The following is a 22,773-nucleotide window of genomic DNA, read 5'->3' on the forward strand; positions in this document are numbered from 1 at the left end:
GGAGGTGCAGGTGTATGTATGAGCTGATGATTGTCGACGACGAACAGTCCGTGGTGGACGGGATTGCGGGCACGCTTCCCTGGGAGGAGATGCAGATCGATAAGGTGCATAAGGCATATTCCGGACAGAAGGCAATCGACATTCTGTCAGGCAGGACTGTTGATATCGTGATAACCGACATCCGGATGCCCGGCATTACGGGCATTGATCTGATCAAGCGGATCCGGCAGGATTGGCCGCGGACGAGAACCATTCTTTTGTCTGGATACTCCGAATTCGATTATGCGAAGGAAGCGCTGCTCCATTGTGCGTCGGATTACCTGTTGAAACCGGTGCGGGACGAAGACCTGCGGGCCTCCGTCGAGGGTGCGATCGAGCAGATCAGGACCGAGTGGGCGGCCATCAGCTCGTATGAACGGGCAGTCGGTACACTGCGTGCGAATCTGCCGCTTATGCGCGCACATCTGCTGCGTGAACTGCTGGAGGGTAGAGAATACGCTTCACATGTATTGGAAGAAAAGCTTCAGCTCCTGGAATTGCCCTATACAATGGGGGATGAAACCGCTGTGCTCTTGATCCGTCTCGAAGACGAATTCGCACAGTTCGATCCGCGAAGCCTGTCCCTCTTCGAGTTTGCAATCGGCAACATGGCGGAGGAGATGTTCGGGAACGATTTCCGGCTGTGGACCGCAAAGGACCGGAATGAAAATTTAGTAATGGTCGTGAAAGCAAGGGGTGAGCGGAGTCAACAGCATGCGCAGATCGCACACATCGCCGCCCAGTTCCAGAAGGTTGTCAGCTTGTATTTGAAAGGCACGATTAGCCTGGTAGCCAGCGCATGGGGACCGTTTCCAGCGCAGTTAGGCGATCAGTACGCATCCGCTGTCGCGTCGCTGCGCCGGAGAGTCGGTTCGGAAAGGGGATTCTTCCTGACGCTGAGGGAAGGCGAGGATGATTCCGGCACGGTCAATACGCTCAAGAGCCTGTATGAACCGCCAGCGCTCATCCATTTATTCGAAGCCGGAAGGTGGGAAGCGGCGGAAGAGAAGCTTGGCCACATTTTTGAGGAGCTGCAGGAGAGGTTCGATGGCTCGCTTGAGCATCTGGTGGAAACGTTCTTCGCCATCGCGGCGGTGCTCTCCCATATCGCTCACAAGAACGGCCGCAAGCTGGAAAACCTGATCGGGCAAGAGTTCGAAATGTTCGCCGGGGGCGGTTCACCACGCTCCGTGGCTCAGCTGCAGGAATGGACCCGAACATCGGTCGAGCGCATCCGGACCGACATGGAGAACGAGGTTAAGAATACACGCAGCAGTGTCGTTAAGCAGGTGCACGAGTATATTGAAGACCATCTCGCTGGCGACCTGTCGCTGCAGGCAATCGCGGTCCATGTTCATCTGCATCCAGTCTATTTGTCCCGTGTTTATAAGCTGGAGACCGGCAGCATGCTGAGCGACTACCTGTTACGGTATCGGATGGAGAGAGCCGCGTACCTGCTGAAAAACACCGGCTGCAGAATTTATCAGATTGCCGAGCAGACCGGCTACACGAACCCGCCGTATTTCATCAAGGTGTTCAAAAAGGAATTCGGCATTACGCCGCAGGATTACAGAGACCGCAGCTAGCATGGGCGAGATTTTCCTTCCTGAGAAGACCGCGTCCAGGCAGCTGACGACCAGGCCAGTGATTGATTAATTCCCCTCTGCTGCTAACACCTGAGTCTCGATTTTCATCTGATTTATCCACTAATTATCGGGGTTTCTCCAAAAACCATAATCCGGTAAAATCATCACTGCCACAGGTTTTTGATAACGTTTTCATAAAGAGGAGGAACACGCCGAGGCATCTGATCAACCTGCCCGCATTTGTTTCAGAACATAATCCAGGAGGAGGTATTCAGAATTATGTTTTCATCCAGCAAGCTCATTCGTATATTGCTGACGGTATCGGTGTTGTTAACCATGCTCGTTCCTTCTTTCGCCAGCGCGGCCATGCAGGAGCGGCCAGCGATCGAAGTTCCGAAGAGCAAGATTCAATCGTACGTCGAAGCCATGCAGCCCGGTTGGAATCTTGGCAATACGTTCGACGCAACCGGAGCAGACGAGACGTCCTGGGGTAATCCACGCGTGACGAAGCAGCTCATCAAGCATATCGCCTCGCAAGGATACAACAGCATTCGCATCCCGATCACATGGGATCAGCGGATGGGCGAGGCGCCGGACTACATGATTGAACCAGCATTCCTGGACCGCGTTGAAGAGGTCGTGAACTGGTCTCTGGACGCCGGATTGTACGTCATGATCAATCTGCACCACGATTCCTGGCTGTGGGTTAACCGGATGGGTACGGAGCATGACGTTGTGCTTGCCCGTTATAACGCAGCATGGAAGCAAATCGCAGAGCGGTTCAAAAACTATTCGAAGAAGCTGTCATTCGAGAGCATCAATGAACCTCGTTTCACTGACGGCTGGGGTGAAAGCGGCGAAGCCCATTTCGCGATGCTGCAAGAATTGAATGCATCCTTCCATGAGATTGTGCGCGCCTCCGGCGGCAACAACTCCGAGCGCCCGCTCGTACTGCCTACGCTCGAGACGAACGCGAATCAGGACCGGCTCGACGCACTGGCGGACACGTTCGCCGCGCTCGGCGACCCGAACCTGATTGCAACCGTTCACTATTACGGCTTTTGGCCGTTCAGCGTCAACATTGCCGGCTTCACCCGCTTCAACGAAGAAACGAAAAACGACATTGTCCAAACGTTCGACCGCGTCTATAATTCGCTGGTGGCTAAGGGTATTCCCGTCATTCTAGGCGAATACGGTTTGCTCGGCTTCGACAAAAATACGGGTACGATCGAACAAGGGGAGAAGCTTAAATTTTTCGAATTCTTGCTTCATTACGTTCAAGAAAGAGGCATTACCCATATGCTGTGGGACAACGGGCAGCATCTCGACCGCAATGCGCTGCAATGGAACGATCCGCAGCTATATGGCATGTTGAAAGCCAGTTGGAAGGGCCGCTCCGCAGCCGCGGAAACCGATTTGATTTATTTGGCCAAAGGCGCGGAAGCGCAGGACGCTGTTATCCGGCTCGAATTGAACGGCAATCGGCTGACGGCTCTTCGCCATGATGGCAAGTCGCTTCGCAAAGGCAGCGACTACTCGCTGGAAGGGGACCTCCTGACGGTGAAGGCCAGCTTACTCTCCAGGCTGACGGCGTCAGGCGCTTACGGCGAGAACGCGGAGATCACTGCGGATTTCAATAAGGGCGAGGACTGGACGTTTGACATAATCGTCTACGATACACCAGTGCTGCAGGACGCAGCCGGAACAACGAACGAGTTCTCGATCCCGACTGCGTTCAACGGCGACCGGCTCGCTACGATGGAAGCCGTGTACGCTGCCGGAGGCAACGCAGGCCCGCAGAACTGGACGTCTTTCAAGGAATTCGCGTACGCTTTCTCGCCTTCGTACGACACGAACGGGATTGAGCTCACGGAAAACTTCTTTAATGAAGTGAATGACGGCGAAGTCGTGCTGACTTTCCACTTTTGGAGCGGCAAAACCGTTGAATACACGATAACGAAGACTGGAACTGCCATCGTCGGTTTCGCCGCGGAATTATGACATTGCTTCCTGTATATCAAGCTCAGACTTTGTTGAAATGCAGCGCTTCTCGTGCGAACAACCAGGTTTAATTAGGGAGGAGCCTCCTTTAGGAAGCTCCTCTTTTCCATTACGCCACACAGCAAGGAATCACGAATTATTGCTTCATTTTTTCATCAAGCACCTGGAATGCCTTGATGACGACTTCTCTTGGCAGTTCCGCATACAAATCGCCCAAACTGATTTCGCAGGAACAGGTATGTTCATCGATTTCTGTCAAATAGCTCGTGATGCCAACACCCGTGGCTTGTTGAACCTCTGCCAGAACAGATGCCGCTTGCTCTTTGGCCAGATGGAAATGGACGTGAAACATATTCGAAACGGGCATAAGCGGCAGCGTCGAAACGCCGTGGCAGGAATTGAACAGGGCGGCAAGCTCCTTTGCTGCTTCAAAATACTGCTCCATTTTAGGTGACCGTAAATTATAATAATAATCCGCAGAGACGATATACGGATACAAGCTGATCAAATCGCCGCCGTGGCGCCGTTTCCAAACCTTGGACTTCGCAATAAACGCTTGATCTCCTGCCAGAATCGCTCCTGCAATCCCGCCGATTCCTTTATATAACGAGATATAGACACTGTCAAAAAGAGCGCAAACCTCAGCGGCCGACCTTTGATAAAAAGGGAGAATTTCCAAAAGTCGTGCCCCATCCAGATGCAGCTTAATGGCTTTGTCGCGGCAATATTCCGAAATCTGCTGAAGCGTTTCAAAGCTTGGCAATTGGCCGCCGATTTCACGCTGAGGCAGCTCCAGCAGGATACAAGCTATGCCCTCCTCCATATCCACAACATCTTCCAGCCCGATGACGCGGCTTTTGTCAGCCAGCAGAACCGTTTTGATTTGATGAAGCTCCTTCAAGCCATCTTCTTCGTGAATTTCCAGGTGGCTCAGCGGATGATAGGCAACTTTCCTTAAGCCTTGTTCATCGCACCAAATTCGCAGAGCAATCTGCTGAGCCATCGTTCCGCTCGGGAAGAAGACGGCATGCTCCTTTCCCAGTAGGGCGGCCATCTTCGCTTGAAAATCCTCAATGATCTTTCCCGTGCCATATCTGTCGCTTTCCAGCTGCCCCTCAATGTCTTGAAAGGCCTCTTTTAATACCCGGATATCGCGTTTGCCGTGATTGCCCAATTTATATTTGGTCTGGTTATAGGCTGCTGTCAAGGATTCAGTCATATATGAAAACTCCTTTAACTTTAAGTCAGAGGCTTTTCCAGCCTGCCTGCACCGATTACTATATCACACTTCCATTCTCTTTGATGATAAGACAATGCAACGAGATTAACAGGAATGCCCGGTCATATTCCTACGGTCATCAGGATCAGCACTGGCCGGCCAGCTTCATCGCCCGCTTGGTCATGCGTGCGGCGAACACCTTGAGCGAGGCGTAGCTGGAGACGCTGATCTCGTAGCTGCGTTCCTGAAGGCAGCGGCGGATGTCTTCGGCTGTCAGGCAATCGCGGAAGAGCCTGTTCCTGACGCAGCCGAACTGGATCGGCAAATGCGAATCGCTGCCGCACACGACCGGTTTGCCCAGCTTGGCGCCCAGCTCGCTCAGCCTGGCTTGCGTATCCGGCTGCTTGGCCAGATCCTTGCCATTCAGATCGAACGCGTCGAACCGCCGCAGCCGTTCCTCGCCCAGGTGAAGCAGGGGCGTCGAGTTCCTCGTCGGATGCGCGCCGATCTTCAGCACGGCGAACGAGTCCGCGGTATCGAGCACCTCGTCGAAGGTTGGAAAACGCGGCTTCTCCTGCCGATCCGCAAACTTATCGTGTATCGCGCGGATTTGCGCCTTGTTGCCGATCAGCAGAATATGTCCCGTCTCGATAATATCGATTTCCATCCCGGTAAAAACCTTAAATCCATCCACATCATAATAGTCATGCTTGTAGGGATAATGCCGGTCCAGCGTCTCATATATCCGGCTGTAATGGAGGGTGTTGAAATGCTCCGTGAGCGCCAGGGCGTCGAGCCCGTTCCTGCGGGCGCTGCGAATCATTTTATGAAAATAGTCCATGGAAAACTCAAGCTTTTTTGACATTTTCGTATGCGTGTGAAAATCGATCCACATCGTGTGTTTCGCCTCTTTCCGCCTTAGATCGGGAACATCCGTCCGAGAGCAAAGATGATGGTCAAATACAATGCGGTTCCGGCGACGAACAGCGCGTCCCGGCAGGTAAGCCGCAGATAGGAGAGCTTCAGCCGTTTCGCCTCCGGGTTGTGCAGGGCGTACGTAAAGCCTTTGATCTCCAGCGCCTCGACGGTCGTGCGGGTCCGCTTGGCCGTGCCCAGCAGCATGGGGTAAAAAGCAAGAACGGCGATCCGGCCCAGGTAGAACAGCTTGCGGCTGCGCAGCCATCTTCCGCCTGTCGGCATCCGCCCTCTTAACCGGTAAGAGCTGATAATCTGCTGATACTGCTCCACCAGAATCGGTATCATCCGGTACCCGTAGGAGATGCCGAAGCAAACCTGCCCCGGAACCTTCAGGCTCAGCAGGGCGTCGCTGAATTTCTCCGGGTCCAGACTGGCGAATACGGCGACGCTGACAAGCGCGACGGCGAGCAGCTTGAACGTCAGCGTCAGCATCGATGCGAAAGCCTCAAGGTCTCCGCCGATCACCAGCGCCAGAACGACCAGATAGATGAGGTTGCAGAAGGTGCTGAACGCCATCAGCGCGATTATGAGACCGCTGACGCGGGAGACGGCAGTCAGGACCAGCATCGTGAGAAACAGCAGGACCAGCACCGTCCGGTTATAGATGAACCAGGGCATGGTGGCGAAGATCAAATACCAGAGCAGCAGCATGCGCGGGTCGAACCGGGTCAGAAACGTCCGCTTATTGGCGTAGGCGATGTTCATGAGCGTCAGCTTCAATCGCTCCAGCGACAGTCGCTGCAACAGCTTGTCGATAATCGTTCGCCTCCTTTCCTCCTGCGGGCCACCGACGGCAGAACGCCTCGACGCTCAGCGCCGGCGGCTGGAAGCCGGCCGCCTGGCTGAGCAGCGCGATTTGCGGCGGCTGAAGATTGGCCGCCCTCATCAAGGCGGGGTCGGCGAACAGCGCCTGGCCGTCCGTATCCGCCAGCACCCGGCCATGCTGGAGCACGATGATGCGATTGGCCCAGTCGGCAGCAAGCTGCATGTCATGCGTCGCGACAATAACCGTCTTGACGTAAGTATCCAGCCGCTCCAGCATGCCCGTGATCTCCTTGCGGCTTGATATATCGAGACTGGCTGTCGGCTCATCCAGCAGCAGAATTTGCGGGCGCATCGCGATCCCGATGGCCAGCGACGCCCTGCGCTGCTGGCCGCCGCTGAGCAGCCGGCCATCCCTGTCCTGAATGTCCTGCAGGCGGAACTGCGCGATCATCCGGTCAACGAAGGCCTCGTAATCGGCGGTTTTGCGGGCTTTCAGGAAGTAGGCGATATCCGAGCGGATGTTGTCGGCGATGAACATTTCTTCCGGCTGCTGATAGATGAAAGCGACCGATTCCGCCAGCGCTTCGGGCGTAACGGTACGTATATCCCGCCCTAATACTTCAATTATGCCTTCCGACGGTTTTGCCAGGCCGGTGATGAGTCTGAGCAGCGTGGACTTGCCCGCTCCGTTGCCGCCAACAAGCGCAACCCGTTCCCCTTCGCGAAAGGTCAAGTCGATTTGGCTGAGCACGGTGTTCCTTCCTTTTTCGACCGTCATATATCGATGGGTCACATGCCGGAATTCAGCGACGGCAGCCCGTTCGATCAGGGGGGAAGCGTCATCGCCTGCAGCTGCGCTGCCAGGGGCTGCAGCGGCATCGGAAGACCGGTCCGTCGCGAACCATTCCTTCGCCTCCTCCAGCCTGATCGGGTAAGGCTTGCGCTCCGGATATATCCGCCATGCGGCCTGCGTCACCTGAGGAGGATGAATCTGGTGCGCCAGCAGCGTGTCCACCTCGTTCAAGGCACTTGCCGTCTCAAGCTTCCAGGCGACCGATCCTTGCTCCATCAGAACGGCATGCTTGCAGTAATCGGCAATAAATTCGGTATGGTGCTCAATGACAATAACCGTTGTGCCGAATTGCTCATTGACCGTTTTGAGCGTGTCATAAATATGGACGGCACTCAGCGGGTCCAACTGGGCGGCCGGTTCGTCGACGATGACAATTTCCGGTTCCATCGCGAGTGCGCCTGCAAGTGCCACCCTGTGCTTCTGCCCTCCGCTCAGCTGCCAAATGTATTTATTGCGGATCGGCTCAAGACCGAATCGAAACAGCATTTCCTCAGCCTTTACCTTGTAGTCGGCAAATCCGAAGTTCATTCTTGCGAACGTCAGCTCATCAAAGACGGTGGGCCGTATCAATTGGTTCTCAAAATCCTGATACACATAGCCGACAAGCCTGGACATTTCCGCTACCGAACGCGTCATCGGGTCGATGCCGCCCACCGAGACCGACCCTTCAAAATCCCCGGCATAATAATGCGGGATAAGTCCGTTAAGGGACTTGCAGAGGGTTGACTTGCCGCTGCCGTTGCTGCCCATAATGGCGATGAAATCGCCTTTGCCGATGGATAAATGGACTCCGCGCAGCGCCATTCCTTCATCGCCCGGATAACGGAACGAGACCCCGGACATTTCAATAATGGGAGCTGCGATCATAGCTTTTCGGCCTGCCGGGGAATGCTCTTGCGGGAGGAGAAGGCAATCAGCATCACCGCGATTGCAACGAGAGCGGCGATCCCGATCCCGACCCAGACGAAGCCTCCGCCGTATTGATCGATGAAGTCAGGCTCCCAGGCGCCAAGCTCCAGCGATTCTCCCAGTACGCCGAACAATACGGCGATGATGAAGATGCCTGCGCTGAGCGCGAGCAGACTGCCCGCCGCGGCGCGGTAGGAAGAATTTGTGCGCGGCTTGATGCCCAGCAGCGGCTCCAGCTTGCCGTGCAGCCGCGGAAGCATGAACATGGCAGGGAGGATGCCGACGATAATGCCGGATATGATCCATTCGTTCACATTCTCCACCAGCTCCAAAAGAACGATGCTTTGAGGCAGCCCTTCAACGGCCTCAAGCTCGCTGACGCCTACCGAAACCTTGATGACATCGGCTACTCCCCCGAGAAGCTGCTCGATGCCGATGCCGATCATGCCCGCTATCGCAATATTGAGCCTGTTCTTCGGGTTGTTCACCAGCAAGCCGGCAATGTACAAGCCGATGAACAGCGTCAGCACCCCTTCGAGCTCCCCGATGCCCCCGAAATCGCCCATCAGCAGGTCGCCGAAGATGACTTCGCCGACCGCGGCTCCAAGCGCCGCATAAAGCGGGTTGAACAAGGCGACAAGAATGAGCCCGACGAATCCAAAATACGGGATGCCGATCTCGATCGGACCGATCTCCACATCGGGAATCATTTCGGTGACCAGATCGGCCAGTCCAAAGAGCGCCATCGATAATACAAACACCATTAAATTTTGGGACTGATTCTGCGGTTTCCGGTTGTAGGCTGCGGTTTCCATACTTTCTTCACCCTCCCATAGTTCGTTCCATGCAATCATAAGAGAGGAGCATCACGGGAGCGTTAACGCAGTGTGTTCGTTTTGTAAAAAATATTTCATTAATTTGAAATATGAAATAAAATTATCAAAACAAGTTGAGATTTCCTTCGGGTTATGGTAGAACGTGTAAGAGAGGAGTCGAATTGCCATGCATCAAATTCGGTTCGAGGCTGAGCGGTTGACAGCAGGCCACCGGAAGATCGCCGATTATATCGTCAAGCATTTGCAGAACATCCCTTATATGACGGAACAGGATTTGGCCGCGCAGACGGGCATCAGCGTCGCGACGGTATCCCGGTTCTGGAAGTCTGCGGGCTACGCCAATTTCAAGGATTTCAAGCGGCAGCTTCAAGGCGATGCCGCACCGACGCCGGCAGGCAAAATGGCAGATAAGCTGCGCAAGGTCGCCGACGATGATCTGGCCGGCAAAATGCTGGAGCTGGAAATCCGTCATCTGGCCATCACGATGGAGAGGCTGTCGCGCGAGGATTTCCAGTTTGCCGTCGACAGCATGATCCGGGCCAGGCAGATATTCGTTTATGGCTCGGGACCTTCCCATTCGCTCTGCGAGCTGCTTTATTATAGGCTGAACCGGTTCGGGTACCGGGTGAATCATATTTCCCGCGGCGGGTCTGAATTGTTCGAATGGGCCGGCCAGCTTGGCGCATCCGATGTCCTCATCGTGTTTGGCTTCGCCAATACTCCCCCGGAAGCGAAGGTGCTGCTGGAACTGGCGCGGCAGGCGAACTGCCCCTCCGTCCTGGTGACGGATGCGATGGTGTCCGAGCTGGTGGATATGGCCGACGCTGTTCTTTATACCTGCCGGGGGGAGAGCGGAGAGTTTCATTCGATGGTGGCGCCCGTTGCGCTGGTCGATTCGTTAACCGTCGCTATGGCCAGGCAGGACGAGGAGCGGGCACTCGCCAGCCTTCATCGGCTCTATGATTTAAGACAGCGCCTGGCGCCGTCGATACAATACAAACGCTAGAGCGCGCTGAGCGCACATGAAGCAAACAGAGGGCTGCAAACAGCAGCCCTTTATTCCATTTACGGATAAACAGCAATCTGGAGGTAATCGAAGCTGGTTCATTATGCTATAATTTACCTGTGTTTTTCAATCCTTTACAATGCGAGGGGGCAAATATGACATCCACCAAAAAAAGCAATTTTCAGACGGCAGACGAATATTTCGGCAGCTTTCAAAAGGAGATTCAAGACTCGCTGGAACAAATCAGGCAAACCATTAAAAACGCCGTGCCTGAAGCGGAGGAAGTGATAAGCTATCAACTGCCGGCATTTAAATATCATGGGATGCTGATCTATTTCTCCGCCTATAAAGATCATTATTCGTTGTCATTTCCGCCGCCATTTACAGTATTTGGAGTTTTTCAAACAAGAATTGTCGCCCTACGAGGTATCCAAAACCACGATTAAATTTCCTGCCGATAAACCGATCCCATTGGAATTGGTAAGCGAGCTCGTCAAGTATCGAGCAAAAGAAAATCTGGAAGGCAAACAGAAAAAACGATAGGGCTGAAACCGGGAGGGGGAGCGGTCTGTAGTTTGCCGTTTGCAGACCTCGTATTTAGCTCCGAGCCCGGGGGCATTCAGCAGGACATTCACCGCTTTCGTGAAGCAGCCCTTCCCGCATGTATTTCGAAGTCTGCAAAGCCGGAGGTGTGCCAGATGAGCTATATTAACATGATCCAGAGGTCCATTCTATTTATCGAAGATAATCTGTTTAACCCATTATCGCTGAAAGCTGCAGCTGGACATGTACATATCTCCCCCTGGCATTTCCACAGGCTCTTTCGTATGGTGGCAGGGGAGCCCGCGGCCATGTATATCCGGAAACGCCGGTTTTCCATAGCGGCCTTGGAGCTGCTGGAATCGAAAAAACGGATCATTGAAATTGCGGTGGAGCTGGGTTTTGCAAGTCATGAAGCGTTTACGCGTTCCTTCAAGCAGGTGACCGGAATAACGCCGGAGCAATACCGGATTCGTGGATTGTCAACCTTTCATTACCCCATGCTCTCCTTCACAGATAACGAATTGTTTTCCACAGCTTCCTTCCCCACAACTCCCGATGTCCGCATCATCTCCCTGAATTCGCTGCAAGTCACCGGTTTACGCCTGAAGGGTCTGAATATATCTGCCTCAATCAGCATGGAGATCAATCAAAAAGAAATCGAATGTTTATGGAGGTCCATTCATCCTGCGGTGGAGTTTCACCAGGAGCAGGCCGGAGTCATTATTCCGGCAGGCGGAACACGCTTCGATTATTTGGCAGGTCTATTGACGGATCAGGCGCATCCGCACTGCTTTCCCGGGAATTGGGAAGTGTTCAGCATACCTAAACGAACCTATGCCGTTTGTTCCCACTGGGGCTCTCTTGCGGATCTGCCGCATTTGTTTAAGTACATGGTCGGAAATTGGCTTTCGGAGGCCCAGTTTGAGCTTGTATATGGGCCAGAACTGGAGCTTTATCGTTTTGACCCTGAGGGTAGGCGGGTCATTGATATCCATATCCCCGTCCAAAAAAGGTAAATTCCAAGGCTTACATTAGCAAGAATTGTCAAGTGAACAGTATCCGGTTCCTCTAAGCTGTAAAGCAAGGAGTGAGACTATGTATAAACCCGTGTATCTGTTGCTTGCATTTTTGTTGTCCGCAGTGTGCTTCTATTTTTCAGGAGCTTACGGCTGGCTGGCCTGGGTTGCCCCGCTTCCCATTATGGTGATCGGTCCCGGATTGTCCGGCAGATTCTTGTTCATGGGTTCGGTGCTGAGTTATTGGTCAGGAAGCATGAGCTGGTGGAAGGCAGAGAGCTTTGTTGTGTCGGTTCCGTTTTTCCTGGGATATCATCTGCTGTTTGCTTTGGTTTTTGCCCTTATCATGGTCTGGGTACGCAAAACGACGATTGTTTGGTTATTCCCCATAGGCTGGACGGCGTTCGAGTTCGTGGTGGCGCTGTTTTCTCCCCAAGGGACTTGGGGCAGCTTGGCTTATACCCAAACGGATTATCTGTTCCTGATGCAGAATGCGTCGATATCCGGCATATATGGCATCGTATTTCTTGTTTGTCTATTTCCAGCCTGCATCGCTTACCTTCTAAGGCAAAGAGGTTGGAACCGGGTCAGGTCGACGAGAGCATCTATTCTTATTCTGTGCATCCTGGCAGCTGCGGGGTGGGGGACTTTCCGTATTCAGACTCCGCATGCCGAAGAAGCCGTGAGGGTAGGGTTGACGGCTTCCAATTATACGGTTCCCTTCGAGGAATCGCTAGATTCAGGCAAGAATATCGCATTTATAAAGGAATATGTAAACCATGCTGCGCAATTGGCGGATCAGGGCGCTAAAATCGTTGTTCTTCCCGAGAAGTTGGTTTTTGTTGCATCTGCCGATCAGCAAGTGATCGAGGGAATATTCTCCAAATCGGCGTCGGATAACCAGGTTTTCCTGGAAGTCGGCGTAAAGCTGAAGCAAGAGGATGGCGTCTATAATAAAGCGTGGATCTTCTCCCCTGACGGCAAAAAGATTGTGGACTACGACAAAATTCATTTGGTTCCCGGGTTGGAAGACGGGTTCGTTGCCGGGCATGAAACGGCGCGGTTTAACGGGTTTAACCAGAGAATAGGAACAGTCATCTGCAAGGACATGGATTTCCCGGGAACGATTAGAGAGTATGGAAGAGAGAATGTCGGAATGCTCTTGGTGCCGGCATGGGATTGGGAAGGATCCGAGCGGATTCATTCCCGGATGGCCATCGTTCGGGGGATCGAAAATGGCTTCGCCGTAGCCCGCCCGTCCAAGGAGGGGCTGGTAACGGTATCGGACAGATACGGCCGGATATTGGCGGAGCAATCAACTTTTGATTATAAGGATGCCTCCGTCGTTGCCGACGTTCCTGTTTCGCCGCTTAAGACGCTTTACAGCAGATGGGGAGACTGGTTCGGCTGGTTGATTCTAGGAGGCGCAATCATAGCGGTTTTTATTACTTTTCTAAAAAGATTTGCCCTGAACAGAGCAAAACTTGACGAGAGTGCTTATTAGATCTATTATAGATATATAAAGTCTACAAATGCCGAAGCTAAATAATTCATTGAACCGTTTCGGCCAAAGAAAATAACATTGCAGTTATAAGCAATGGTTATTTTTTTGAGACTAATATAGATATTATAGATATTTTAAGTCTGTATGTGAGCGGGAAGTTAATAGTGGGACTTTCTGCTGCAGGTGAATCGTATTGCGGATCATCAAAGGGAGGCTATCATGGAGAAGCTTATCGATGTAGGGATTATTGGCGGCGGGCCTGCCGGGTTAAGCGCAGCACTTGTGCTTGGAAGGGCAAGAAAAAGCGCGGTGGTTATTGATGAGGGACGGCCGCGCAATCGGGTTACCCGCGAGATTCATGGTTTCCTAACCAGGGATGGCATCCGTCCGGACGAATTCCGGCAAATTGCGAAGGAGCAGATCAGCGTCTATTCCTCCGTCCACTTCGTGGAGGATACAGCGGTAACGATCACGGGAACGGATGGGGACTTTCATATCGCAACGGCCCAGGGAGCAGCTTATCGGAGCAAAAAACTGCTTTTTGCCTCAGGCATGAAGGACCTCTCTCCCGAAATTGACGGGTTAACAGAGGTATATGGCAAAAGTGCCTTTGTCTGCCCTTATTGCGATGGTTGGGAATTGCGAGACCAGCCGCTTGTGCTGATTGTCAAGGGTGCCAGGGCGCTGCATTCGGCTAAAATGTTATCGGGATGGACGAATCAATTTTCAATTTGCACCAATGGACCTGATGAATGGACGGATGAACAACGCGAGGAGCTTATGCAGCATCAGATTCCCGTATTTGACTCGCCGATCAAGCATATCGAATCCAGCGATGGTATGGTGAAGCGGGTCATGCTGGAGGATGGCAATGACGTTCCATGCAAAGGAATATTCTTTGCGCCTGTGCTCGTTCCCGGATCCGACTTGCCGCAAGCATTGGGTTGTCAGGCCACGGAAGCGGGGACGATCATCGTCGATGCCTCAGGCAAAACAAACGTGCCGGGTGTCTATAGTGCCGGCGACGCGGCTACGGAGCTGTATCAGGCGATTACGGCGGCATCAATGGGATCATTGGCTGCTGCGGGCATAAACGGCGAACTGCTTTCAGAAGCCTGGAGATTGAAAGGAAATTGAACGCCTAGAAGCTCTGCAAGGGGAGGCTGTTCCAGTCTCTTGGGGAACGGTGTTTTTTGAAAAAGGGACTTTAAACAGGAATTGAACCAACAACGGCTGAACTTTTGTTCAGTCGTATTTTTTTATTGACGAGCCTTGAATACACCAACTGGACCATGATGGTTCGGCCCCGGTTTTCATTTTATATAGTTATGTATCAAAAATGCTTATATCAATCACCATCTGCTTGAATCAACTGTCATACTTACCATAATCTTTCGATGGATATTTGAATTGAATGGATAATCTGCTGGATTTAAAATTTTAATAGATAGGGAACAAAGCCAACTGCTGAAGAAAGTAACCTCTGAAGGAGGCTCCGGTAGCCGTGAATTATTATGACAGGTACGTCACAAGTGAGCTGGTCAATGAAAATCGGTTTCTGCGGATGAGGTTGGGGCACAATGAGCTTCCCTTATTCGCGGATTCAGCCTCCAAACTGCCCCAGCCATTCTGGGAAGGACATGAGGACGCAATCAGGACGTATTGGAAAGCCTGGGAACTCGCGTTCGGGCATCTCCGTCAGGCGAATGAGGACAACGGATTCATAGCGAATTATATCGATACCGCATTTAATGATGATCTGTTTATGTACGACAGCAGCTTTATTGTCCTGTTTGCTGCTTACGGGCGGCGCGTGTTTGACTTTCAGCGTACCCTGGACAACTTCTATGCCAAGCAGCATCCTGACGGTTTCATCTGCCGGCAAATTCGGGAGGAGGATGGAACGGACGTATTTCACCGCTTCGATCCGTCCAGCACGGGACCTAATGTCATGCCCTGGGCCGAGTGGGAATATTTTCGGACTACGTCGGATGTTGAACGCCTGGCTGCTGTATTTCCCGTTCTGGTCGCTTATCACCGCTGGCTGAGAAATTACCGGACCTGGCCCGACGGCACTTATTGGGCCAATGGCTGGTCGGGCTCCGCCGATAATTTGCCGAGACTCCCGGGGAGCGCAAGTCTGGAGAAGGACAACTTCTTCCACTACCATCTGGTCTGGTGCGACAGCTGCCTGTTTCAGCTTTTTGCCGCGAAGCTGCTGATATCCATGGCGTCTGTACTTGGAAGAGAACAGGACATTCAGGACATAGCCGGTGAGTCGGTTCGTTTGGCCGATTATGTCAATGATTGCTTGTGGGATGAGAGCACCGCATATTATTACGACAAACAGCCGGATGGGAAGCTCACCGGCTTGAAAAATATCGGCGCGTATTGGGCGCTGCTGGCCGAAATCGTCCCGCTTAACAGACTGGATCGTTTTATCCGGCATCTTGCCGATCCTCTTGCGTTCAACCGGCCGCATCGTGTGCCTTCATTGTCAGCGGATCATCCGGCGTACAATCCGGCCGGCGATTACTGGGTGGGAGCCGTATGGACGCCGACGAATTATATGGTGCTGCGGGGCCTTCGCCAATCCGGCTATGAGACGCTTGCGCAGGAGATCGCCCGGAACCATCTCGATCAGGTCGTGGACGTATTCAAGACGACAGGAACCCTATGGGAAAATTATGCGCCTGAGCAAGCGGCGCCGGGAAATCCGGCAAAACCGGATTTCGTTGGATGGGGAGGGCTGCCGCCTATCGCCGTCCTGTTTGAATATATTTTTGGCCTTCAGCCCGATGCCGGCCAAGCCAGACTCGTGTGGGACATCCGGTTGCTGGAGGCTCACGGCGTGTCGCAATATCCCTTCGGGAGCGAGGGTCTGATTGATTTGTCCTGTTCGAAACGCGCCTCGGGATCGGAGCGGCCGCAATTTACGGCAGCCGCCAATGTTGCTCTGGAGCTTGTGGTGAAATGGGATGGAGGGCAGGAGACCGTCTATATCCATCCCAAGTAACCGGAATTCTCCCTGCCGGGGAGGATATTCATGGAGCAGATTACTCGCCGGGGAGGTGATGAAGAACGCCCTATCATCGTTGAAACGTAAGGTCGCTTGTTCATGTTCAGGCAGCGGAGTTACAGCAGACAGCGTAAGAAGAGGGTTTGCAGCGAAGAGGGAAGAGCCGGCTGCCGTGGCACTATATTGAAGGAGGGAAACTTATATTATGTATCCGTTAATGCGCAGAAGGTACAAGCGATTATTGGTAATCCTTACCCTGATCGCGGTCTTTTCATCGGCAATGGCCGGTCAGGCATTCGCATTGAACGAACGCGGTATGGTGGAGAAGGTGCTGACCGCCGCGCAGGCAAGCGTCGTCGATTCAGGCTGGATACAGCTTTATTTGCGTGAGAAGCCATACAATGCGAGCGATGTTTCGAATACGGGCCATTATTCCATTACGAGCAGCGACGATCCGGATTTTTCCGTTCCGGTTGCACCGATTCTCGTCAACAACAGATATTTTCCGGAGGACGGCCCCTACAGCGACTCGCTTGGCAGCTCCAATGTCGCTCACCTGAACGAGATTTACCGGATCTATCTGAAGCTCCCTGCTTCCAAAAAGCTGAAGGAAGACAAGACCTACACGGTAACGGTCAATCCGGCCGTAGTCGATGTTGAACCCATGACGACAACCTTCGATCCTTCCGTGCCTAATGACGTCATTCATGTGAACCAGGTCGGATATATCACGGACGGCCCGAAGGTGGCGTATCTGTCCTGGTGGACGGGACAAGGCTCGATCAGCTTCGCGGACACGCCGGCGTACCAGGTGATCGACGAAAGCACTGGCGCTGCGGTCTACACCGGGAGCGTTCATTTCGACGAAGCGGGAGCGGATGAGAAATGGGGAAAAAGCGATCTCTATTCGCTCGATTTTTCTTCCTTCAATGCGGAAGGACAATACCATTTGTATATCCCGGGCGTCGGCAGCTCCTATTCCTTTAAGATCAGCAGCTCGATTTACAAGGATGCCATCGGCTATACACTGACGCGCGGCATTACGATGCAGCGCGACGGCGATCACGGGCTGGACGACCCGAATGTCACGCATTGGAACCGCCCCGCCGCACATCTGGACGATGCTATCGACGAAGCGACAGGGCAGCATGTCGACTTGACAGGCGGACATATGGATGCCGGAGACAGAGGCAAATATCCGTGGAATGTAGCCGCTACGGTCAGTACCATGCTCTCGTCGGCTAATCTGTTCCCCGATCAGATTGAGGCGCAGGGGGAATCTCTGGAAATTCCCGAGTCAGGCAACGGAATCCCCGATTATCTGGACGAACTGGTCTACGAGCTGGATTTTCTGGACAAAGCGGTGATGAACACGGCCAAGGACGGCGCTCTTGCCGCGTATATCCATCCGGCGAGCGACGGTTACGAGCAGGGAACGCCGCCTGAAGGCCAGACAGGCCGAATCTTCTTCGATGTGACCCACGGTCCGCTGAAGGCGGAGACGCTTTATGGTGCGGGCGCTCTGGCGATGGCCTACAATTCGCCGCTCATGCAGCAGTATTTCCCTGACAGGATGGAAGGCTACAAGCAGGCGGCCCTTCGGGCGTTCAATGCGTTCGAAACCCATAAGGACGACGCGAGCTTTTGGAAGCCGGAGGATGATCATTTTACGGACGAAGGTCCGCATACCTGGTCGGACGAAATGCTGATTGCGGCAGCCAACCTGCACAAAATTACGGGAGAGTCCAAGTATCTGGACTGGATTACGAGCGAGATGCCTGCTTCCCCGCTCGGCTCGGCCCAGAAGAAGTGGGGCTGGGTCAATGAAGGACCGTGGATGGAAGTGTTCCTTTCCCTCTACGAAGATACGAATCTGAGCGCGACGGTCCGGCAGAACGCGTACAACGCGATTCTGGACTGGGCGGATACGGCGATGAGCGCGTCGCATGATCAGCCGTACGGCGTACCGATGGTCGACGATACGTATTCACAGGTCGGCTGGTATTTCTCGGGCAGCCAGATTGCCTTCCCGATGATGATGGCATACGGCGTAAGCCATGATGACAAATACCGGGATCAGATCGTGAAGACCTGGAACTACCTGCTCGGTTCCAACCCGCTCAGCAACTCCTACATCAGCGGGCTCGGCAATCCGCAGCGCAGCCCGCACTGGCTGACGCATGAAATTTCGCAATACGAGTGGACGCAGTATAAAGCGGGCAGTGACGGCTGGAAGGAGATGGTTCCGGGAATTCCGAACGCCGATCTGCAGGACGGCAAATTCCCGAGCTACTTCAACGATGCCTGGAACAGCGCGCGGGTGAACAACCAGTACCCCGCTCTGTCCGATTATCCGGCCCTGTACCGCTACACCGACACCTGGAATACGACCAATGAATTTGTCACCCTTATTGCGACGCGGAATGCGGCATCGATTCTGCCTCTCATTCCCACGACGCTGCATACGCTGACGACGGCGGCGGAGCACGGCAGGATCAGCCCATCCGGTGGATCGTACGTGGAAGGAACTCCGCTCAGCCTGAGCGCTGCGCCGGATCTTGGCTACAAATTTACCGGCTGGAGCGGGGACGCGGCGGGCACGGCCAACCCGCTGGCAGTCACCATGGATGCGGATAAAATGATTACGGCGGAATTTACCGCGGTGCCGACTCATACGCTTGCCGGCGGCGGCGATCATGGCACCCTCATTTTTGACCCTCCGGGGGGCGTTTATAACGAGGGCGCAGCGGTAACGGTTCGCGCAGTTCCGGACAGCGGCTACCGCTTCACGGGCTGGAGCGGCGATCTTGGCGGATCGGACAATCCGGCTGTCCTTACGATGGATGGGGACAAGTCGGTCACGGCTCATTACGAAGCAGCCCCGACCTATACGCTTGATGTGGATGCAAGCGGCGGGCAGGTGCTGCAAAGCCCCCAGAAAGCGGCCTACGAGCAAGGGGAACAGGTAACCCTGGAGGCTTTGCCTGACAGCGGTTATGTATTCGACGGCTGGAGCGGTGATCTGACGGGAATGCAAAGTCCGGCAACGGTTGGGATGGACGGGAACAAAACGATCACGGCCAATTTCTCTCTAATCCCGACCCATACGCTTACGCTGAACGCGACCGAAGGCGGCACCGCGGGTCCGGCAACGGGCAATTACACGGAAGGCAGTACCGTCACGCTGACGGCAACTGCCCAAAGCAGCTATATTTTCACCGGGTGGACCGGCGACTTGACGGGAACGGCGAATCCGGCCGATATTACAATGGATGCGGACAAGACGATTACCGCGAACTTCCAGTCGGCATCAGGTATTATCAGTCAGGATATATTAACCGCGAATGCGGGCAGTACGACGGTTGACAGCAGCGGCGTGTATACGCTAAGAGGCTCGGGCTACAATTTCTGGTCGGCGCCAGACGCGATGCGCTATACGTACGAGATGGGGCTGAAGGGCAATTTCTCAATCGTGGCCAAGCTGGATTCGATGACGGTGGAGAATCCGAACGGCATGGCCGGTATCCAGATTCGGACGAGCACCGCCCTGAATGCCGCTTACGCCAATATTTTCGTGCAGGACGGCCAACTGGTGGGACGTTTCCGCAAGGGCGGCGACTATTCCGACAATGTTGCCTCACAGCCGGTAACTCTACCGGTATGGATGAAAATAACAAGAGGACCGAATCCATGGAGCATCGCCACTTATTCCTCTGAAGACGGCGTGAACTGGACGCCATTCACGCAGGGAGACTTCTGGGGCTGGGCGGACCCCGTTTCGCCGGAGCTGACGGCAGGCTTGTTTGCCGTCGGGGGCACCGACGATCAGTATAACAAGTACACCACCGCGCAGTTTAGCCATGTAACATGGCCTGTTGACCCGGCAGACGCGGCGAATCCGGTCATTACGCTCGATCAGGCGGATGGGACTGTTACTCACAATTCCTATACGATTTCGGGCAGCGTTACCCATGCGCAGTCGGTGCAGCTTCAAGTGAATGGAGGCGCAGCGCTTACGGAGGCTGTCAGCGCGGGCAAATTCAGCGCACAGGTGACACTCGCTCCCGGCAACAATGAAATATCTGTTGCTGCGGACGACGGCAGCGGACACACCGACTCCAAGCTCCTGCATGTTGCGTACAACGAGCCGCTGCAGACTTCCGCGCACCGGACGTCCGCGGCGCCGGAACTGGACGGGAAGCTGGATGATGCGAGCTGGGCGGGCGCGCTGGCTGACAGCGTAACCCGGTCCATTCACGACGCTACCCTGCCCGGAGATTCGAATAATACGCTGAAGTATGGGCTGCTGTGGGACGATCAATACCTGTATGTCGGAGCTGATGTAACGGATGCCAGCGTTATTTCCGGTCAGGATGCCTTCGGCAACGACGGCGTGGAGGTTTACGTGGACATGGCCAACGGGAGAAACGGCTGGGACAACGCCAAGGACAGTCAATTGGCCGTCGGACCCGGGGACACGACGGTTACCTCGTGGAGAATCAGCGATGGCGTAATAGCGAAGTCCAGCATCACGGATACGGGCTATACCGCCGAAATGGCGATCCCGTGGAGCACCTTCGGCGTGACGCCGGGCGCGAATATGAAAATAGGCTTTGATATCGGTGCGAATGACGACGATACAGGCAGCGGCCGCACCGGCGTTCTCATGTGGAGCGGCACGATGGATAACTGGAAGCAGGCCGACAGCTATGGGGAAGCGAGCTTATCCGCGGAAGCGATCCAGGATACGGCTCCCCCGGAGATCCGGATAGTGGCACCCGGAAACAAGGCTTACGCTGATTCCGACGAGCTGACGCTGCAATTTAATGTGACCGATGCGTCGGCCGGGGTTGATACCACCCTTACGACAGTTACGGTGGATGGTCAAACTGTACCGCAGGAAACGCCGATTCAACTGTACACGCTGCCGCTTGGCGCGCACACTATGACTGTAACGGCAACCGATCTAGCCGGCAATACATCGCATGCTTCGGTCGAGTTCCAGACGGCAGCCAGCATCGCCTCCATGAAAGAGCTGGTGACGCGATTCGCCGATACCGGATGGATTAACAATGGCGGCATCGAAAACAGTTTGCTGAAGCAGCTGGAGCACGGTTCTCTCGACAGCTTCATCTCACATGTTCAAGCGCAAAAAAACAAGCATATTACCGTCGATGCGGCCAATGTATTGCTTCGCGACGCAAATGCCTTGATGAATCAGGATCAATAAGACAGTACTCCAATTCATAATGGCAAGTCGAATCCAACGATCCGGCTTGTCATTTTTTTTGTCCCAATATAGATACTTTACAAGAATTCGGTTAACGAAAAAGCAAAGGCGAACAGCCAAGCCGCGCATGAAGCTTTGCCGCCGCCGAACGCGCATCCTTCTAAACCTGCTCCTTGTCCAGCGGTACCCATTCATCGCTGTCATTCCGGTTCTTGCCTTTTTTGGTGCTTCACAAAGCATAAAGCTGTCCAGCGGAAAGATCTCCTGCCACTCCATTAAACTCATTCTGATCATCTCTAGCATCGGTTGATGGAATCAATTTAACGTTAATAATTGGTAAAATTGTGATAAACCGGGTCTTATTATTCACGAAGAAATGGAGTGTTTACCAGGAATAATGGAATAACAATCCCCTTTGCTTAAAATAGGGGAGTTTTCTCCCGATCAAACCGCTTTTGTATTTATGTCGTTTACCTAGATAAGGGCTGCTTAACGGGTCGACTTAACGCGGTATGCGCAGGGAACAGCCAATTATGATAACATGCGAGGAGGTTTTGGTATGATTATTAAATTTTGGAGAGAAAGTGTTACTGCTTCCTGTCTTTTGACCATTATTCGAATATATCTTGGCTGGCAGTGGTTAGCTTCCGGATGGGACAAGATCTCCGGCGGGAAATTTGACGCAACCGGATTTCTAAGAGCCGCCGTCAATCATTCGAACGGTGATAACCCCGCCGTACAGCCATGGTGGGCTGATTTTCTGAATTATTTTGCAATCCCGAATGCGGGTCTATTTAATCTTCTGGTTCCTTGGGGAGAATTTTTAGTCGGGCTTGGATTAATAATTGGCATGTTTACTTCAATTGCCGCGTTAATGGGGATAGTTATGAACTTCTCTTATCTGTTTTCGGGAACTACAAGCACAGGGCCGCAAATGGTTCTATTGGAAATCCTGATTCTTGCGGCGTCTTCGAACGCGGCAGAGCTCGGATTCGACCGGTGGGTGATTCCCTTCCTTCGGGCAAAAATCACCAATAAATATCCGATAAGGTCCGTTCATAAAGCTTATAAAATCGAGTGAATGATGTATAGATTACGCCCTTGAGGACCGCTGGTGGATTTGAACGCCAGTGGTTTTTAATTTTTCCGGATCTCCTGGCCCATTTTACGCGATTATCCAGCCAAACATTTACATATTTACCACATGGAGATAACCTTCCTCTTACAAAGCAGCAGTATAGTTTTACTTAGGTCTAATCAATTCTTTGG

The 22,773-nt window shown here is 53.4% G+C and carries 15 protein-coding genes; 10 read left to right on the forward strand and 5 right to left on the reverse strand.

Going from position 1 to position 22,773, the window contains the following annotated elements; genetic code table 11:
• The first annotated feature begins 14 nt into the window (after nucleotides 1-14).
• Both AC0YOA_RS08205 and AC0YOA_RS08210 read left to right on the forward strand, forming a co-directional pair.
• Entirely contained in the window at nucleotides 15-1,625 is a 1,611-nt protein-coding gene (locus AC0YOA_RS08205; protein ID WP_475786185.1) for a response regulator transcription factor, read from the forward strand.
• Between the two features lie 279 nt (nucleotides 1,626-1,904).
• Nucleotides 1,905-3,626 (forward strand): cellulase family glycosylhydrolase, encoded by a 1,722-nt coding sequence (locus AC0YOA_RS08210; RefSeq protein WP_475786186.1) that lies wholly within the window; start codon nucleotides 1,905-1,907, stop codon nucleotides 3,624-3,626.
• A gap of 136 nt (nucleotides 3,627-3,762) precedes the next feature.
• Here AC0YOA_RS08210 and AC0YOA_RS08215 read toward each other — a convergent pair whose 3' ends face one another.
• The 5 genes from AC0YOA_RS08215 to AC0YOA_RS08235 form a co-directional block, all read right to left on the reverse strand.
• A complete protein-coding gene (locus AC0YOA_RS08215; RefSeq protein WP_475786187.1) occupies nucleotides 3,763-4,845 on the reverse strand; it encodes a threonine aldolase family protein in 1,083 nt (360 codons plus the stop codon).
• Nucleotides 4,846-4,990: 145 nt separating this feature from the next.
• Entirely contained in the window at nucleotides 4,991-5,740 is a 750-nt protein-coding gene (locus tag AC0YOA_RS08220; RefSeq protein ID WP_475786188.1) for a PHP domain-containing protein, read from the reverse strand.
• Between the two features lie 23 nt (nucleotides 5,741-5,763).
• Entirely contained in the window at nucleotides 5,764-6,528 is a 765-nt protein-coding gene (locus AC0YOA_RS08225; protein ID WP_475786189.1) for an energy-coupling factor transporter transmembrane component T family protein, read from the reverse strand.
• Nucleotides 6,506-8,308 carry an ABC transporter ATP-binding protein gene (locus tag AC0YOA_RS08230; protein ID WP_475786190.1) on the reverse strand — a complete coding sequence of 601 codons (1,803 nt, stop codon included), beginning with the start codon at nucleotides 8,306-8,308 and terminating at the stop codon, nucleotides 6,506-6,508. The genes AC0YOA_RS08225 and AC0YOA_RS08230 overlap by 23 nt, the downstream gene beginning before the upstream one ends.
• Entirely contained in the window at nucleotides 8,305-9,165 is an 861-nt protein-coding gene (locus AC0YOA_RS08235; protein ID WP_475786191.1) for a DUF8171 family membrane protein, read from the reverse strand. Before AC0YOA_RS08235 ends, AC0YOA_RS08230 begins: the two co-directional genes overlap by 4 nt.
• Nucleotides 9,166-9,352: 187 nt before the next feature.
• On the opposite strand from AC0YOA_RS08235, the gene AC0YOA_RS08240 reads away from it, so the two are divergent.
• The 8 genes from AC0YOA_RS08240 to AC0YOA_RS08275 all read left to right on the forward strand — a co-directional run bounded on the left by AC0YOA_RS08240 (nucleotide 9,353) and on the right by AC0YOA_RS08275 (nucleotide 22,585).
• Nucleotides 9,353-10,192 (forward strand): MurR/RpiR family transcriptional regulator, encoded by an 840-nt coding sequence (locus AC0YOA_RS08240; protein ID WP_475786192.1) that lies wholly within the window; start codon nucleotides 9,353-9,355, stop codon nucleotides 10,190-10,192.
• Nucleotides 10,193-10,347: 155 nt separating this feature from the next.
• Complete coding sequence (locus tag AC0YOA_RS08245) at nucleotides 10,348-10,638, forward strand: iron chaperone (RefSeq protein WP_475786193.1); 291 nt, start codon at nucleotides 10,348-10,350, stop codon at nucleotides 10,636-10,638.
• Between the two features lie 252 nt (nucleotides 10,639-10,890).
• Complete coding sequence (locus AC0YOA_RS08250) at nucleotides 10,891-11,751, forward strand: helix-turn-helix domain-containing protein (RefSeq protein ID WP_475786194.1); 861 nt, start codon at nucleotides 10,891-10,893, stop codon at nucleotides 11,749-11,751.
• 79 nt (nucleotides 11,752-11,830) lie between these two features.
• Nucleotides 11,831-13,255, forward strand: a complete 1,425-nt coding sequence (locus tag AC0YOA_RS08255; protein WP_475786195.1) for an apolipoprotein N-acyltransferase — start codon at nucleotides 11,831-11,833, stop codon at nucleotides 13,253-13,255.
• 219 nt (nucleotides 13,256-13,474) lie between these two features.
• Complete coding sequence (locus AC0YOA_RS08260; protein ID WP_475786196.1) at nucleotides 13,475-14,392, forward strand: NAD(P)/FAD-dependent oxidoreductase; 918 nt, start codon at nucleotides 13,475-13,477, stop codon at nucleotides 14,390-14,392.
• A gap of 367 nt (nucleotides 14,393-14,759) precedes the next feature.
• Entirely contained in the window at nucleotides 14,760-16,271 is a 1,512-nt protein-coding gene (locus AC0YOA_RS08265) for an MGH1-like glycoside hydrolase domain-containing protein (protein WP_475786197.1), read from the forward strand.
• Between the two features lie 208 nt (nucleotides 16,272-16,479).
• Nucleotides 16,480-21,504, forward strand: a complete 5,025-nt coding sequence (locus tag AC0YOA_RS08270; protein WP_475786198.1) for an InlB B-repeat-containing protein — start codon at nucleotides 16,480-16,482, stop codon at nucleotides 21,502-21,504.
• 559 nt (nucleotides 21,505-22,063) lie between these two features.
• Nucleotides 22,064-22,585: a DoxX family protein gene (locus AC0YOA_RS08275; RefSeq protein WP_475786199.1), complete on the forward strand. Its 522-nt coding sequence runs from the start codon at nucleotides 22,064-22,066 to the stop codon at nucleotides 22,583-22,585.
• Nucleotides 22,586-22,773 lie beyond the last annotated feature (188 nt).

This window comes from Paenibacillus sp. JT22N12, from assembly GCF_056269365.1.

What these genes read in the sequence shown, in the direction of transcription:
- AC0YOA_RS08205 (WP_475786185.1), top strand. Translation starts at nt 15, where the DNA reads ATGTATGAGCTGATGATTGTCGACGACGAACAGTCCGTGGTGGACGGG.
- AC0YOA_RS08210 (WP_475786186.1), top strand. Translation starts at nt 1,905, where the DNA reads ATGTTTTCATCCAGCAAGCTCATTCGTATATTGCTGACGGTATCGGTG.
- AC0YOA_RS08215 (WP_475786187.1), bottom strand. Translation starts at nt 4,845, where the DNA reads ATGACTGAATCCTTGACAGCAGCCTATAACCAGACCAAATATAAATTG.
- AC0YOA_RS08220 (WP_475786188.1), bottom strand. Translation starts at nt 5,740, where the DNA reads ATGTGGATCGATTTTCACACGCATACGAAAATGTCAAAAAAGCTTGAG.
- AC0YOA_RS08225 (WP_475786189.1), bottom strand. Translation starts at nt 6,528, where the DNA reads ATGAACATCGCCTACGCCAATAAGCGGACGTTTCTGACCCGGTTCGAC.
- AC0YOA_RS08230 (WP_475786190.1), bottom strand. Translation starts at nt 8,308, where the DNA reads ATGATCGCAGCTCCCATTATTGAAATGTCCGGGGTCTCGTTCCGTTAT.
- AC0YOA_RS08235 (WP_475786191.1), bottom strand. Translation starts at nt 9,165, where the DNA reads ATGGAAACCGCAGCCTACAACCGGAAACCGCAGAATCAGTCCCAAAAT.
- AC0YOA_RS08240 (WP_475786192.1), top strand. Translation starts at nt 9,353, where the DNA reads ATGCATCAAATTCGGTTCGAGGCTGAGCGGTTGACAGCAGGCCACCGG.
- AC0YOA_RS08245 (WP_475786193.1), top strand. Translation starts at nt 10,348, where the DNA reads ATGACATCCACCAAAAAAAGCAATTTTCAGACGGCAGACGAATATTTC.
- AC0YOA_RS08250 (WP_475786194.1), top strand. Translation starts at nt 10,891, where the DNA reads ATGAGCTATATTAACATGATCCAGAGGTCCATTCTATTTATCGAAGAT.
- AC0YOA_RS08255 (WP_475786195.1), top strand. Translation starts at nt 11,831, where the DNA reads ATGTATAAACCCGTGTATCTGTTGCTTGCATTTTTGTTGTCCGCAGTG.
- AC0YOA_RS08260 (WP_475786196.1), top strand. Translation starts at nt 13,475, where the DNA reads ATGGAGAAGCTTATCGATGTAGGGATTATTGGCGGCGGGCCTGCCGGG.
- AC0YOA_RS08270 (WP_475786198.1), top strand. Translation starts at nt 16,480, where the DNA reads ATGTATCCGTTAATGCGCAGAAGGTACAAGCGATTATTGGTAATCCTT.
- AC0YOA_RS08275 (WP_475786199.1), top strand. Translation starts at nt 22,064, where the DNA reads ATGATTATTAAATTTTGGAGAGAAAGTGTTACTGCTTCCTGTCTTTTG.